The 13678-nt window shown below is 65.9% G+C and carries 12 protein-coding genes; 4 read left to right on the plus strand and 8 right to left on the minus strand.

The window, feature by feature from the left end; all coding sequences use genetic code 11:
* Positions 1–6 precede the first annotated feature (6 nt).
* Entirely contained in the window at positions 7–1215 is a 1209-nt protein-coding gene (locus tag P6U27_RS36195) for a cytochrome P450 (protein WP_407193484.1), read from the minus strand.
* Positions 1216–1298: 83 nt separating this feature from the next.
* Here P6U27_RS36195 and P6U27_RS36200 point away from each other — a divergent pair, with 83 nt between their 5' ends.
* Positions 1299–1805: a MarR family winged helix-turn-helix transcriptional regulator gene (locus P6U27_RS36200; protein ID WP_122406120.1), complete on the plus strand. Its 507-nt coding sequence runs from the start codon at positions 1299–1301 to the stop codon at positions 1803–1805.
* 368 nt (positions 1806–2173) lie between these two features.
* On the opposite strand, the gene P6U27_RS36205 is transcribed toward P6U27_RS36200, so the two are convergent.
* Positions 2174–4030 carry a feruloyl-CoA synthase gene (locus tag P6U27_RS36205; RefSeq protein ID WP_122406121.1) on the minus strand — a complete coding sequence of 619 codons (1857 nt, stop codon included), beginning with the start codon at positions 4028–4030 and terminating at the stop codon, positions 2174–2176.
* A 138-nt stretch (positions 4031–4168) separates the two neighbouring features.
* On the opposite strand from P6U27_RS36205, the gene P6U27_RS36210 reads away from it, so the two are divergent.
* From P6U27_RS36210 to P6U27_RS36220, 3 genes are all read left to right on the plus strand, one after another.
* Entirely contained in the window at positions 4169–4675 is a 507-nt protein-coding gene (locus P6U27_RS36210; protein ID WP_122406122.1) for a MarR family winged helix-turn-helix transcriptional regulator, read from the plus strand.
* Between the two features lie 189 nt (positions 4676–4864).
* Positions 4865–6670 (plus strand): allophanate hydrolase, encoded by a 1806-nt coding sequence (gene atzF, locus P6U27_RS36215; RefSeq protein WP_122406123.1) that lies wholly within the window; start codon positions 4865–4867, stop codon positions 6668–6670.
* 304 nt (positions 6671–6974) lie between these two features.
* Positions 6975–7946: an IS110 family transposase gene (locus P6U27_RS36220; protein ID WP_407193485.1), complete on the plus strand. Its 972-nt coding sequence runs from the start codon at positions 6975–6977 to the stop codon at positions 7944–7946.
* Between the two features lie 230 nt (positions 7947–8176).
* Here the strand turns inward: P6U27_RS36220 and P6U27_RS36225 are convergent, their stop codons facing one another.
* From P6U27_RS36225 to P6U27_RS36250, 6 genes are all read right to left on the minus strand, one after another.
* Entirely contained in the window at positions 8177–8899 is a 723-nt protein-coding gene (locus P6U27_RS36225) for a GntR family transcriptional regulator (protein ID WP_122406124.1), read from the minus strand.
* Positions 8896–9291 carry an oxalurate catabolism protein HpxZ gene (hpxZ, locus tag P6U27_RS36230; protein ID WP_122406125.1) on the minus strand — a complete coding sequence of 132 codons (396 nt, stop codon included), beginning with the start codon at positions 9289–9291 and terminating at the stop codon, positions 8896–8898. Before hpxZ ends, P6U27_RS36225 begins: the two co-directional genes overlap by 4 nt.
* Before the next feature lie 12 nt (positions 9292–9303).
* Positions 9304–10698: an AtzE family amidohydrolase gene (locus tag P6U27_RS36235; protein ID WP_174221616.1), complete on the minus strand. Its 1395-nt coding sequence runs from the start codon at positions 10696–10698 to the stop codon at positions 9304–9306.
* Between the two features lie 7 nt (positions 10699–10705).
* A complete protein-coding gene (locus P6U27_RS36240) occupies positions 10706–10885 on the minus strand; it encodes a DUF4089 domain-containing protein (RefSeq protein WP_162500504.1) in 180 nt (59 codons plus the stop codon).
* Positions 10886–10904: 19 nt separating this feature from the next.
* Positions 10905–12671 carry a dipeptide ABC transporter ATP-binding protein gene (locus P6U27_RS36245; RefSeq protein ID WP_407193486.1) on the minus strand — a complete coding sequence of 589 codons (1767 nt, stop codon included), beginning with the start codon at positions 12669–12671 and terminating at the stop codon, positions 10905–10907.
* Positions 12672–12777: 106 nt separating this feature from the next.
* Positions 12778–13677, minus strand: a complete 900-nt coding sequence (locus P6U27_RS36250; RefSeq protein WP_122406128.1) for an ABC transporter permease — start codon at positions 13675–13677, stop codon at positions 12778–12780.
* Position 13678: the final 1 nt, after the last annotated feature.

The raw sequence follows: 13678 nt of genomic DNA on the forward strand, positions 1-13678 counted from the left end.
TCCTCGTCAGGCCGGGGTGATGGTGACAGGCAGGCTGTCGAGCCCACGCAGCGTGTTGTTGAAGCGGCGCTTCGGCTCGCCCGTGATCTCGATCTTCGCGATGCGGCGCGCCAGCGCCGTCAGCATCACCTCGCCTTCAAGGCGTGCCACGAGCTGGCCGACGCACATGTGAATGCCCGAGCCGAACCCGACATGGCCGGAGGCGCGGCGGGTGATGTCGTAGCTGTCGGGCCTGTCCCAGCGCCTGGGATCGCGATTGGCCGCGGCGAGGAACATCAGCACTTTCTCGCCCTCGCCGATCCTCGCGCCTGACAGCTCGACCTCGCGCGTCGTGGTGCGGAAGAAGGTCTGCACCGGGCTCTCGAACCGCACGGCCTCCTCGAAGGCGCCGCGCGCCAGCGAGAGATCATTGCGCAGGCGCTGCCATTGATCGGGAAAGCGCGCGAGGCAATAGACCGCGGCCCCGATGCCGTTGACGGTGGTGTCGAGACCGGCCGAGAGCAGCGAGCGCACCAATAGCGGTGCCTCGGTCGCGGTGATGGCGCCATCGTCGACCTGCGCATGGATGCAGGCGCCGAAGCCACCGGGCGCAAGGTTCTCGCGCTGGCACTGCTCGGCGACATAGGCCTGGTGCGGCGTCGAGCGTTCGATTGCCTCCTGGCGGAGCCGGTTCGGCGGACCGAACGCGTTGAACACGACGCTCGCATAGGGAATGAGATGCTCGCGGCCTTCGGGCTTCAGGCCAAGTGCATCCGGAAAGATCGACAGCGGGTAGGCCTCGGCGAGATCGGTGATCGCATCAAAGCTGCTTTTTTCGATCAGCGCATCCACCCGCTCCTCCGCCGCCGCGGCAAACCGGTCGCGCACCTGCTTCATCACTGTCGGTGACAGCACTTTCGACAGCACGGCGCGGGTGCGGGTGTGCGCGGGCGGATCGGCTTCCAGAATCAGGCTCGGCGGCCGCCATGGCGTCTCCTTCTTGAAATCGGACAGCCCGACGCCGCGGCTGGAGCAGAAGGTTGCGGGATCGTTCAAGACGGCATGGACCTCGGCATAGCGCGCAACGCCGTACACCTTCCATTTGTCGAGATAGACCACCGGGCCGGCTTCCCGCAGCAGCTCATGGGTGGGATAGGGGTCGGCGAAAAACTTCATGTCGAAGGGGTCGACGTCGAGATGCGGGACACCTGATCCAACGGAGCCGGATGCGGTCATGAAAGACCTCCCTCATTTTGACCTTGTGAAAGGGCGGCGCATGCCCTTAGGTCTTCGGGCCCGCCGCGAGTCAGAAAACCGATATGCCGCCGTCCTCGACCAGAGTTCGCCAAAAGCTCGCCCCCAGTGATGCGGGGCCGACGCTCGACCTCGAGCGTTACGTGCCCGCGTTCATCACCTTCATCGCCAACAAGCTCTCGAACAGCGCGACCGCGTTCTATCAGAAGCAGTTCGGCGTCAACGTCACGGAATGGCGGATCATGTCGCTGCTGGCGCTCGAGCCGGGCATTCCCGCCTCGCGCATCTGCCACGTCATCGGTTTCGACAAGGGGCCGGTGAGCCGGACACTGGCCGGCCTCGAGAAACGCGGACTGGTGTCGATCCGCACCGATCCGAACGACGGCCGCACCCATTCGATCGCGCTGACGGCGAAAGGCCGCGCCACCCATGACAAGGTGATCGTCGCCGCGCTCGAGCGCGAGCGGCGGCTGCTGTCCTGCCTCAGCAAGGACGAGCGCGAGGTTCTGATCGACCTGCTGCGCCGGCTGCACGAGAATCTCGGCGCGGTGACGGACAGCAGCCACACCTGACACGCAGCGCCGAGGCTGCGTCGTGCCGGCACTTTCAGGCATGCGCCCACGTATGTTCGCGGCACCAATCCTGCCGAACATTGTTTCCTCCGAGATCGGCCGCGGCAGTTCGTCTGCCGTCGTCCGCCCCTGGAACGGTTCGCATAAATTAGTTGCTTAGGCAACAAAAGATTCGGCAGATATTACGACAGGATGGCTGGCTTAGTTCGGTGGGCTCAGCGTCTCGCTCTCGTGTCCCGGACGCGGCGCGATGACGCGACACAAAGCCGGGATCCAGATTTAGCGACGCCCGCAAAGAATGGGCCCCGGCTCAGCAGCGCATCACTTGCGTGCTGCGCTGCGTCCGGGGCGTATGCGCGGCAACTGCATTAGCCGGCGCGGCCGATCCATTCCCCCGACGCATCATCGTTCAACCGCGCCAACGCCTCCGCACGCCGCGTCAGCACGGCGCGCTGGTTGATGTAGCCCTTGTCGGTGATCTCGCCGCCATCGACCGAGGGCGGCTCCGCGAGCAGCAGCGCGCGCGTGGCGTGGCCGGAGGAGTTGCCACTCTGCTGTTTCAGCCGCGCCAGACCCTGCGCGATCGCACCCCTGACCTTGTCGTGCGCCAACACTTCGTTCACATCAGCCGTCTCGGGCAGCCCGGCATGCGCGCGGCAGGCCGCGACGTTCGGGAACACCAGGAAGCGCACCTCATCGCCGCCGTGGCCCGACACGACGATGTCCTGCGCGAGTGGCGCCAGCGCGGCGATCCCGGCAACGCGGAGAGTGCCGACGCTGACCCAGGTGCCGGAATTGAGCTTGAAGTCCTCGGCGACGCGACCGTCGAAGAACAGGCCGCGCTCCGGCCGCGCGCTATCCGCGAGCTTCACCGCATCGCCGATCAGATAGAAACCCTCTTCGTCGAAGGCCTGCCTGGTCAGTTCCGGCGCCTTCCAATAGCCCGGCGTGACATTGGGGCCGCGCACGCGCACCTCCAGCTTGTCGCCTGACCTAACGAGCTTCAGTTCGGTGCCGGGAATTGGCACGCCGATATTGCCGGACCGCTCGGCGAGGAAATGGCAATCGGTGGCGAGCGGGGAGGTCTCCGTCGAGCCCCAGGCCGAGACCATCGGCAGCGTGCGGCCGACAGTCTTGAGCGAGAGCTCTTCGAGCGCATCCCACAGATTCTGCGGCAGCGCGGCGCCGGCGTAGAAGGCGAATTTCACCTCGCCGAAGAAGCGGCGGCGCAATTCCTCGTCGCTGCGCAGCGCCGCGATCAGCATGTCGAATCCGCGCGGCACGTTGAAATAGACCGTCGGCATCACGCTTCTGAGGTTCGCAAGTGACGTCGCGAACAGACCGGGCGCAGGCTTGCCGCCGTCGATATAGAGCGAGCCGCCATTGCGCAGCACGAGGTTGAAATTGTGGTTGGCACCGAAGGTGTGGCTCCAGGGCAGCCAGTCGAGAATGACGAGATTGCCGCGGCTCTCTTCGAGGAAGGTCCAGGTCTGCGCCTTGGCTTGCTGGCTGGAGGTCAGCATGCGCTGGGTGTTGATGACCGCCTTGGGCGTGCCGGTCGAGCCTGAGGTGAACAGGAATTTTGCGATCGTATCAGGCGTCACCGCGGCGAAGGCTGTTGCAACGGCAGGCGTCTCGGGCGTTGCGGCAACGGTGCGGAAGGCCAGCGCGTCGGCATCAGCAGCATTGCCGCTGATGATCTGCGCTTGGTGCAGCGGCTTGATGGCTGCCAGCGCTGCCGCGAACGGCTTGGTCGCCGAGACGTAGATCGCGCCCGGCTCGAGCAGCGCGATCATGCTCTTGAGCTTGTCAAAATCTTTCGACATCAGCGAATAGGCCGGTGAGATCGCGGCCGAGGGCACGCCGACATGCTGAGCGGCGAGCGCGAGCAGCGCATGGTCGATGCTGTTGTCGGAGAGGATCGCGAGCGGCCGCTCGGCGCTGAGGCCCTGCGCGAGGATCCAGGACGCGGCGGCGCGCACGTTCCGCAGCGCCTGCGCATAGGTGACGGTGGTCCAGGGCGCTTCGACGCTGCCGCGCTCGGCCAGGAAGATCGCATCCGGCGTTTGCCGCGCCCATTGCTCCAGCCAATCGCCCACGCAGCGCGCAGCAGCGCGCAACGGATCCGGCGATCGCAGCACGATGCTGCCGTCGGCGCAAAGCTCTGCGACGGTCCTTGGCGTTGCGAACAGGCCTGCAACGTCACCATCTGGGGCAACTGTCATGTGTTTCCTCCGCGGCGGGCCGCAGCCTCGTTTCGGGCCGCTTTGGCCATAATGTTGGGCACGGCAATTGTTGTCGTCAACAACATTCTTCCTCTCGGCGCTTCGAGGCATTAGGATTGCGCGACAGGAGACACCGACGTGACAGCCAATGCAGCCCGGGCCGACACCCGCCCCTCCCCGCGCAGGCGCGCCGGCAACGGCGCAGCGCCTCGCGAGGCCGCCGGCGACATTGGCCTCGACTCACTGGTCGGGCACGCCGGCTATGCGGTGCGACGCTTCCAGATCTGGATCTTTCAGGACTTCATCAAGACGCTCGGCGAGGTCGACATCAGGCCGACGCAATATTCGGTGCTGACGGTGATCGGCGCCAATCCGGGCTTGTCACAGATGGCGGTGGCAAAGCGCCTCGGCATCGAGCGCGCCCGGCTGGTGCATCTGCTCGACAGCCTCGAGCAGCGCAAGCTGGTGAAGCGGATCAAATCGAAGGAGGACCGGCGCTCCCATGCCTTGCATCTGACCGCGCAGGGCGAGACGGCGCTGACGAAGTTCAAGCGGCTCGCGGCCGAGCACGAGCGGCACGTCGAGGCGAAGATCGGCAAGGAGAACCGGGCGCACCTGCTCCGGATCCTCGCCGGCTTCACCTGATGTCGCCCATGATTTGGGCAGATGCACGTCACAGGTCGCCGATGCGACGGCCCATGCGCCTGCCGAAATATTCCCCAAGCCACTGATCGCACGATAATATCCGGAGCAATCGCCCTGCCCGGATAATGTACACAATGGCACATCGCTTGCTTCACTCCAGGCGAAGACGAAATGCCGGAGTTGGACGCCATGGGGGCTCAGCAGCCTGAAACGATCGCCGCGATTGTGGCCGCGCATCGCGCGGGGACGCTTACGCCGGCACAGACGATCGCGCGGACCTATCAGCGCATCCGCGACCACAACGATCCCGCCGTGTTCATCAGCCTGCGCGACGAGAAGGATGCGATCACGGAGGCCGAAAAGCTCGCCACGAAGGACGCGGCCAGCCTGCCGCTCTACGGCGTGCCGGTCGCGGTGAAGGACAATATCGACGCGCTGGGCTTTCCCACGACTGCAGCCTGCCCGGCTTTCTCCTACACGCCGGCACACGATTCGACTGCGGTGGAGCGCCTGCGCGCCGCAGGCGCCATCATCATCGGCAAGACCAATCTCGACCAGTTCGCGACCGGCCTCGTCGGCGGCCGTTCGCCCTACGGCATTCCCCGGAATTCGATCCGCGAGGATCTGATTCCCGGCGGGTCGAGCTCGGGCTCGGCCACCGCCGTCGGCGCCGGGCTCGTACCGCTGTCGCTCGGCACCGACACCGCCGGCTCTGGCCGCGTGCCGGCGATGCTCAACAACATCGTCGGGCTGAAGCCGAGCCTCGGCATGATCTCGACCGCTGGCCTGGTGCCGGCCTGCCGCACGCTCGATTGCATTTCGGTGTTCGCACTGACGGTGGACGATGCCGCGCTCGCACTGTCGGTGATGGCCGGCCCGGACCGGGCCGATCCATTCTCGCGCGAGCGGCCGCTGGGCCCGCTCACGCAATTCCCCGCCAATTTGCGCCTCGGCGTGCCGCGCAACGGGCAGCTGATCTTCTTCGGAGACAAGAAGGCGGAAGCCGCTTACGGCGATGCGCTGAAGCGCTGGACCGCGCTTGGCGCGGTGCTGGTCGAGTTCGACCTCGAGCCGTTCTACGAGACGGCGCGGCTGCTCTATGAGGGGCCGTGGGTCGCCGAGCGCTATCTCGTGATCAAAGACCTGCTCGCTTCCGCACCCGATGCGATCCACCCCGTCACCCGCGAGATCACGGCGGCCGGCGCGCGACTGACGGCGGCGGAGACCTTCTCCGCGCTCTATCGCCTGCAAGGGCTGCGCAAGATTGCCGAGCGCACGTTTGCGAACATCGACGCGCTGGTGCTGCCGACGGCGCCGACGGCCTACACCACCGCGCAGGTGCTCGCCAATCCGATCGAGCTCAACAGCCGGCTCGGCACCTACACCAATTTCGTCAACCTGCTCGATCTCTGCGGTCTCGCCGTGCCGGCTGCGATGCGCAGTGATGGCATTCCGTTCGGCATCACGCTGCTCGCGCCCGCCGGACACGATGCGATGCTGGCTAGCATCGGCCGCGTGTTCCATGCGGATACGAAACTGGCAGTTGGCGCAAAGGGCGTCGCGCAGCCCGCGCTCGCGCCGCTGCCCGCCGAACGCATCGACGAGATTCCGATCGCGGTGGTCGGGGCGCATCTGTCCGGCATGGCGCTGAACGGCGAGTTGAAGGCGTTGAGCGGGAAGCTGATGGAGGCGACAAAGACCGCGCCGGACTACAAACTCTATGCGCTCAACACCACGCCGCCGAAGCCGGGCCTGCTGCGCGTCGCAGCCGGCAAAGGTGCGTCGATCGAGCTGGAGATCTGGTCACTGTCTGCGGCGGCGTTCGGCAAGTTCGTCAACGCGATTCCCGCACCGATGGCGGTCGGCACGATCCGGCTTGCCGATGGCCGCAGCGTGAAGGGCTTTCTCGTCGAGCCGGAAGTGCTGGGCGAGGCGCGGGATATCACCGCATATGGGGGATGGCGGAAGTATATGGCGGAAGCCGCGAGAGGGTGAGTCCTGTGGGGTGGGCAAAGCGAAGCGTGCCCACCATTGCTGATGCGATCCCAGAGAGATGGTGGGCACGGCGCGTTGCGCCTTTGCCCACCCTTGTTTTAGCGCACCGGACTAGAATGGCCTCGTTCCGTGAGGAATGGCCCAGCTCGGGTGGCCGCCCGAGCTGGGCTGCCGATCGATCGGATCGATGCCGACCGAAGCCTTGAGGGCTGCCTTTCGTAGCAGGATCGCGATCGGTACTTCATCGGGACCCGGATGGTTGAACGAACTTTAGGTTCGCACACACAAGGGAGGGTCGACGAAGATGGCCAAGCGTATCACGATCTGTGCCGGGATCGATACCGGTAAACGTAAGCTCGATGTGGCACTTGATGGCAGTTTGGAGCGGCTTCAGGCCGATAACACGCCGGATGGCTATAAAGTGCTGGTGGAATGGTTGCAGCGCCACAAGGTCAAACGGGTCGGGATCGAGGCGAGCGGCGGCTATGAGCAGGCTGTCGTCGCCGAGTTGCGGCGCCAGCGGTTTGTGGTCGTCGTATTTCAGCCGGCCCAGGTGCGCGCTTATACCGTGTTCCAGCTGCAGCGCGCCAAGAACGACAAGATCGATGCCGCGCTGATTGCGGCCTGCACCGCCGCGGTCAAGAAGATCCACGCAGCTCCGGATCCCCGCTTGCTGCCATTTGCCGAGCACCTGACGATGATCGACCAGATCACCGAGGACATTGCTCGGCTGAAGAACCGGATCGAGAGCTGCCGCAATATGCGGCTCCAGAAGCTGTGGAAGGAGGATATCGCTCGCCTGGCCAAGCGCGAGAAGGTCGAACTGAAGGCACTGGCCGCCGCAATCCGTGAGCATCGCGATCTTGCCGAGCGGCTCGACTTGATCAACAGCATCGATGGTATCGGGCTAAAGACCGCCATGGTCATTCTGGTGCGGATGCCCGAGATCGGTCAGATCACGCGCGAGCAAGCGGCCGCGCTGGCTGGCATTGCCCCTTACGATGACGACAGCGGCGATCGCACCGGCGTTCGTCACATCGCCGGCGGGCGTGAACGGCTGCGACGTGCGCTCTTTACTGCGGCGCTGCCGGCGTCATTTCGCTGGAATCCGCAGCTCATCACGCTCTATGGAAGGCTGATGGGAGCAGGCAAGGAACACAAGCGCGCATTGATCGCTTGCGCCAGAAAGCTATTAATCTTCGCCAACACAGTGGTCGCCCGCGGCACGCCTTGGCAGACAAAACCGCCCGAGATCGCGAGGGCTCCGGCTACCTGATGGCGTTTCTTTGTTCGGCCGAAGCACCGTTTCTTCGTCCCGACCTGCCGTCACAAAGACGCCGCGCGCCGCGGCCGTCAAAGGCTGGCCGTCGCCCTGGCCTCAACTCCATCTCCGCTGCCGCCAGGCCACGCCTTGACGGCCGCAAGCACGGCGTCATGCTACCCTCAGCGATCGGGCGAATCTAATGGTTGCTACGGCACTGCACCGCGTCCGGGACGCGGGTCCGGCTACACCGACACCGCGTAGATCTCGTACTCCCCGCGCACCAGCTCGATATGCGCGCGCATCGCGGCCGCGGCGCCCTGCTTGTCGCCGCGCATGATGGCGACGACGACGCGGTCGTGCTCGGCCTGCGATTTGGCGAGACGGCCGAGATTGCGGAACTGGGCGCGGCGGAACGGCTGCACGCGCACGCGCGTCGCCAGCGTGATCTCGGCGATGTAGCCGTTCTGCGAGCCGGAATAGATCGTGTTGTGGAAGCGCTCGTTGACCTCGTGAAAGCGCTCGGGATTGCCGGCGTAGCTCAAGAGCCGCAGCTCTTCGTGGACGGCCTCGAGCGCATGCCGCTCGGCAGGGGACATGCGCTCGGCGGCAAGGCCGGCGCACAGCGCCTCGAGCTCGGCCATCGCCTCGAACATGCTCTTCAGCCGCTCGATCGACGGCTGCGCCACCACCGCGCCGCGATGCGGCCGCGCCTCGACCAGGCCGCTCGCGACCAATTGGCGCAGCGCCTCGCGCACTGGGGTGCGCGAAACGCTGAAGCGCCGCGCGATGTCGGTCTCGTCCAGCGGCGCACCGGGTGCCAGGGTTCCGCGCACGATCTCGTCCGCAAGCTGAAGACGCAGCTCCTCGGCGCGCGTGACCTTCTGCACCGACGGCGAGGGACGGTCGACGCGGGGCACCACCGGCTCGCCCGGCAGTGTCCCCTGCGGAAAATCGTCAAGCGTCATACGGTCTCTTTCGGCTCGTCGATGATGCTGACATGAGCGGCGACGACGCGCCAGCCCTCCGGGAAACGTATCCACGTCTGCATCTGCCGGCCGACCTTGCCGGGCGCCGTGTCGCGATAGAACAAGGTGGACGCCACGGCCGTGTCGCGGCCGTAGCTCGTGATCACCGTCTTTGCCGTGCGACGATTGAGCCCGACCGGCGAGCGCGCGGCGCGGAAGCCGGAGATCGCCTCATAGCCATAGAGGTTCTCGCCCATGCCGTAGCGCAAGGTGCGCGGGTCGTTGCGGAACAGCTCGCCGAGCACGGCGACGTCGTTGCTGACGAGGGCCTGCTCATAGCGCTCGAACGCGGCTTTGACTTCCGCGATCACCTCGGGGAGATCGATCTCCATCTCAGAATCCTCTCAAAGTCCCCTTGGCGCGGGCGCAGCGACGACGCCCATCTTTTCCAATGCGTGCGCGACGCGCAGCGCGATGTCCTCGCGCCAGGGGGCGGCGATGATCTGCACGCCGATCGGCAGCGGCTCGAGCGGCACCGGCACGGCCACCACGGGCAGGCCGATGAAGGAGATCGGCTGGGTGTGGATGCCGATATTGGCGCGCACCGGCAACTCGACGCCGTCGAGATTGAAGTTCACCTGTCCGAGTTTCGGCGGGGTGCAGGGCGTTGCGGGCGCAATCAGCACGTCGACCGACGCAAAGATCTCGGCGAGCTGCGCGCGATACCAGCGGCGGAATTTTTGCGCGCGGTCGACCAGCGCTGCCGGCACCATGGCGCCCGCGATCAGCCGGTCGCGCACGGCCGGATCGAAATCGTTCGGGCGCTGGCGCAGCCGATCGAGATGCAGCGAAGCGCCTTCGGTGGTGGTGATGACATAGGCGGCGGCACGGGCGCGGGAAGCTTCGGGGATATCGACCACTTGCGTTGCGCCAAGCGCCTTGGCGACACGGCTGACGGCTTCGACGGCTTCCGGAAACACGTTCTTCTGGAAATGTCCGCCGGCGATAGCGACGCGCAGGCCCGAAATGGGCTGGCCGAGCAGCGCCGTGACCGGCTCGACGCCGCGCGTGGTGCAGGCGCCGTCGTCGGCGTCCGGCCCCTGCATCACGTCATAGGCGAGCGCGAGGTCGGCGACACAGCGCGCGAACGGGCCGAGATGATCGAGGCTCGCCACGAACGGAAACGAGCGTGCCCGCGACAGCCGGCCATAGGTCGGTTTCAGGCCGAAGATGCCGCAGAAGGACGAGGGCACGCGGATCGAGCCATTGGTGTCGGAGCCGAGCGCGATCGGCACCAGCGCGCCGCCGACGGCGCTGCCCGAGCCGCCCGACGAGCCGCCGCTCATCCGTGTGGTGTCATGCGGATTGCGCGAGGGGCCGTCGTGGATGTTCTCGCCGGTGAAGTCGTAGGCGTATTCGCCCATGTTGAGCGCGCCGACCAGGACAGCGCCGGCCGCCTCCATTCGTTCGATCAGCGTGGCGTCGCGCTTGGCCGGCGCGAGGTCGCGGTTGATCTTCGAGCCGGCGCGCGTTGGCAGACCGGCTACGTCGAACAGGTTCTTCACCGCGAAGGGCACGCCGGCGAGCGGGCCGACTTGCTTGGCCGAGGCGATGTCCGCGTCGATCGCGCGCGCTTTCGCACGGGCACGTTCGGCGGTGACGTCGGTGAAGGAATTGAGAATGCCGTCGTGCTGCTTGATGCGCGCGAGCGCGGCTTCGGTGGCGGCGAGCGCGGACAATTGGCCGCCGGCCACCGCTTTCGCGATGTCGGCAGCATTCATCTCTGGCTTGGCGGTCATGGCGGCATCAGGCGGTGAAGATCGGCGCCGGCTCGGTCTCGTCCGGCAGCGTGAATTCATCGACGAGGCGGGCAAGCCGCAGCGAGACTTCGAGATTGGCGCGCACCGCGGGTCTGAAGGCCTCCTCGACCGGCAGCGCCAGCGCTTTCGATACGGCGTCGATATAGTCGTCCAGGGGTTCGGCCATCACGCTCCCAAACAGTCTCTCAGTGCGCCGGCAACGGCGGATGCGGGATCGCCGTCAGCAGCTCCTTGGTGTAGTCGTCCTTGGGATCGCTGAGCACCTGCTCGGAAGAGCCCTCCTCGACGATCCGTCCCGTCCGCATGACAATGACACGATCGCACAACAAGCGCACCACATTCAAATCATGAGAGACGAACAGATAGCTCATACCTAGCCGCGCCTTGAGGTCCTGCAGCAGATTGAGCACCACGGCCTGCACCGAGACGTCCAGCGCCGCCGTCGGCTCGTCCAGGATGACGAGCTTCGGATGCAGGGCAATGGCGCGGGCGATGCCGACGCGGGCCTTCTGGCCGCCGGACAATTGGTGCGGAAACCGATCGAGCAGATTGTGCGGCAGGCCGACCATGGTGGCGAGCTCCTCGCAGCGGGCACGCAGCGCGTCGCGGCCCTTGATGTCGCCGAGCTGCATGATCGGATCGGCGATGGCGCGCGCGGCGGAGAATCGCGGGTTGAGGCTGTCGGTGGGATCCTGGAACACCATCTGGATCCGGCTGCGCTGCGGCAGCCGGGCGAAGGCTGATGGCGCGATGGCGGAGATGTCCTCGCCGTCGAACTGGATCAGGCCGGAGGTCTGGTCCAGGAGGCGCATCACCATCATCGACGTGGTCGATTTGCCGCAGCCGGATTCGCCGACGAGGCCGACGCTTTCGCCATGCCCGATCGCGAAGCTGATGCCGTCGACGGCGCGGAATACCTCCGGCTCCACCGGCGGCTTGCGGCCGAACAGCTTTCCGAGCACGGCGGTCGCGCCCTGGCGGGGATACTCCTTGACGAGCTTTTCGATGACGAGGAGCGGCTTTGTCTCGTCGCTCCCGGGGCTGACCCGGGGGTCCATCGACTGAGATGAATCTTGCGACGTGTGATGGATGGCCGGGTCAAGCCCGGCCACGACGGCCGTGCCCTCCTCTTCCGGCAGCAGATCCCGCAAGGACACCCCGAGCCGCGGCGTCGCGCGCATCAACCTTTTTGTATAGGGGTGCTGCGGGTTCGCAAAGATGTCGGCGGCCTTGGCGGTCTCGACGACGCGGCCCTTCTCCATCACCACGACGCGGTCGCAATAGGCGGCGGCGAGGCCGAGATCGTGGGTGATCAGGATGGTCGACATCGCGCGGCGTTTGGTCAGCTCGACGATCAGGTCCATCACCGCCTTCTGGGTGGTGACATCGAGCCCCGTCGTCGGCTCGTCCGCGATCAGCAGCTGCGGGTTGCAGGCGAGCGCGAGGGCGATGACGACGCGCTGGCACATGCCTCCCGACAGTTCGAACGGATAGGCATGGTAGCGCTCGCGCGGGCGGGCGATCTTGACTTGCTCCAGCGCCTCGATGGCCTTCTCGCCGTGATCGGCAACCTGGGCCTGCTGCACATGAGTGCGCAAGACGTCCTCGATCTGGTCGCCGACTTTGCGGATCGGGTTCAGTGCCGCGCGGGGGTTCTGGAAGATCATCGAGACTTCGCGGCCGCGCAAATCGCGCATCTGGTTCTCGGTCGCGGCCTTGACGTCGATGCCGGAGAACATCACCGAGCCCTCGGCGATCTTGCCGGCGCGATCGAGGATGCGCATCACAGCGTAGGAGGTCACCGACTTGCCGGAGCCGGACTCGCCGACGATGGCCAGCGTCTCGCCCTTGGCGACGGAGATGTTGACGTGCTGCACCGCCTTGACGATGCCGCGGCGGGTGGTGAATTCGACCGTGAGGTCCCGGACGTCGAGCAGGGGCTGGGCGGTCATGGGCGGCTCGCGACACTCAAAAGGTCGAAAACAACCCCATGCACAGTAGACACTCCATTGAAATCGTTAGGGAATTTTAATGAGGATTTTGGACGTGGAGCAACCATCACGTCCTCCGCTGGGGGTCGACGATGTCGCGCAGGCCGTCGCCGAGAAGGTTGAAGCAGAACACGGCGATCATCAGGGCAAGGCCGGGGAAGAGCGCGATCCACCATTCGCCTGAGACCATGAAGCCGGCGCCTTCGGCGACCATGATGCCCCATTCGGCGGTCGGCGGGCGGACGCCGAGGCCGATGAAGGAGAGGCCAGCGGCATTGAGGATGGCGTAGCCCATGGTCAGCGACATCTGCACGATCATGATCGGCATGATGTTCGGCAGAATATGCACCAGCAGGATGCGGAGCTCGCCGTTGCCGGAGAGACGCGCGGCCTGCACGAAGCCGGCGTTGCGGCGGACATTGGCTTCGGCGCGCGCGACGCGGGCATAGAGCGGGAAGTTGACGATCGCGGTCGCCAGGATGATGTTCTGCACGGTGTTGCCGAGCGCGGCGACGATGCCCATGGCGAGCACGAACAGCGGGAAGGCCATGATGGTGTCGGCGATGCGGCCGACGATGCGATCGGTCCAGCCGCCGAAATAGCCGGCCGCGATGCCGGCAAGGCCGCCCATCAGGAACACCAGCGCGACGGAGGCGATCGCGATGAACGTGTCGAGCCGTGTCGCCACGATGACTCGGCTGAAAATATCGCGGCCCAATTGGTCGGTGCCGAACCAGTGCGCGGCCGATGGCGGCTTCAGCGCCGCAGCAGTATCGGACGCGAGCGGATCGTACGGCACGACATAGGGACCGAAGATCGCGGCGGTGAGGATCAGGATCAGTAGCGCGAAGGCGAAGCCGGTGACCTTGTTCTCGCCCAGGACGTAGCGGGTTTGTTCGAGGACGGCGGCAAACCCCGACGTTCGTGCGGGACCCACGGGTTCAACAGCAGGCGCAACGGAGCTCATG

The sequence above is a fragment of the Bradyrhizobium sp. STM 3566 genome (genome assembly GCF_045571445.1).
GTDB lineage: Bacteria > Pseudomonadota > Alphaproteobacteria > Rhizobiales > Xanthobacteraceae > Bradyrhizobium > Bradyrhizobium vignae.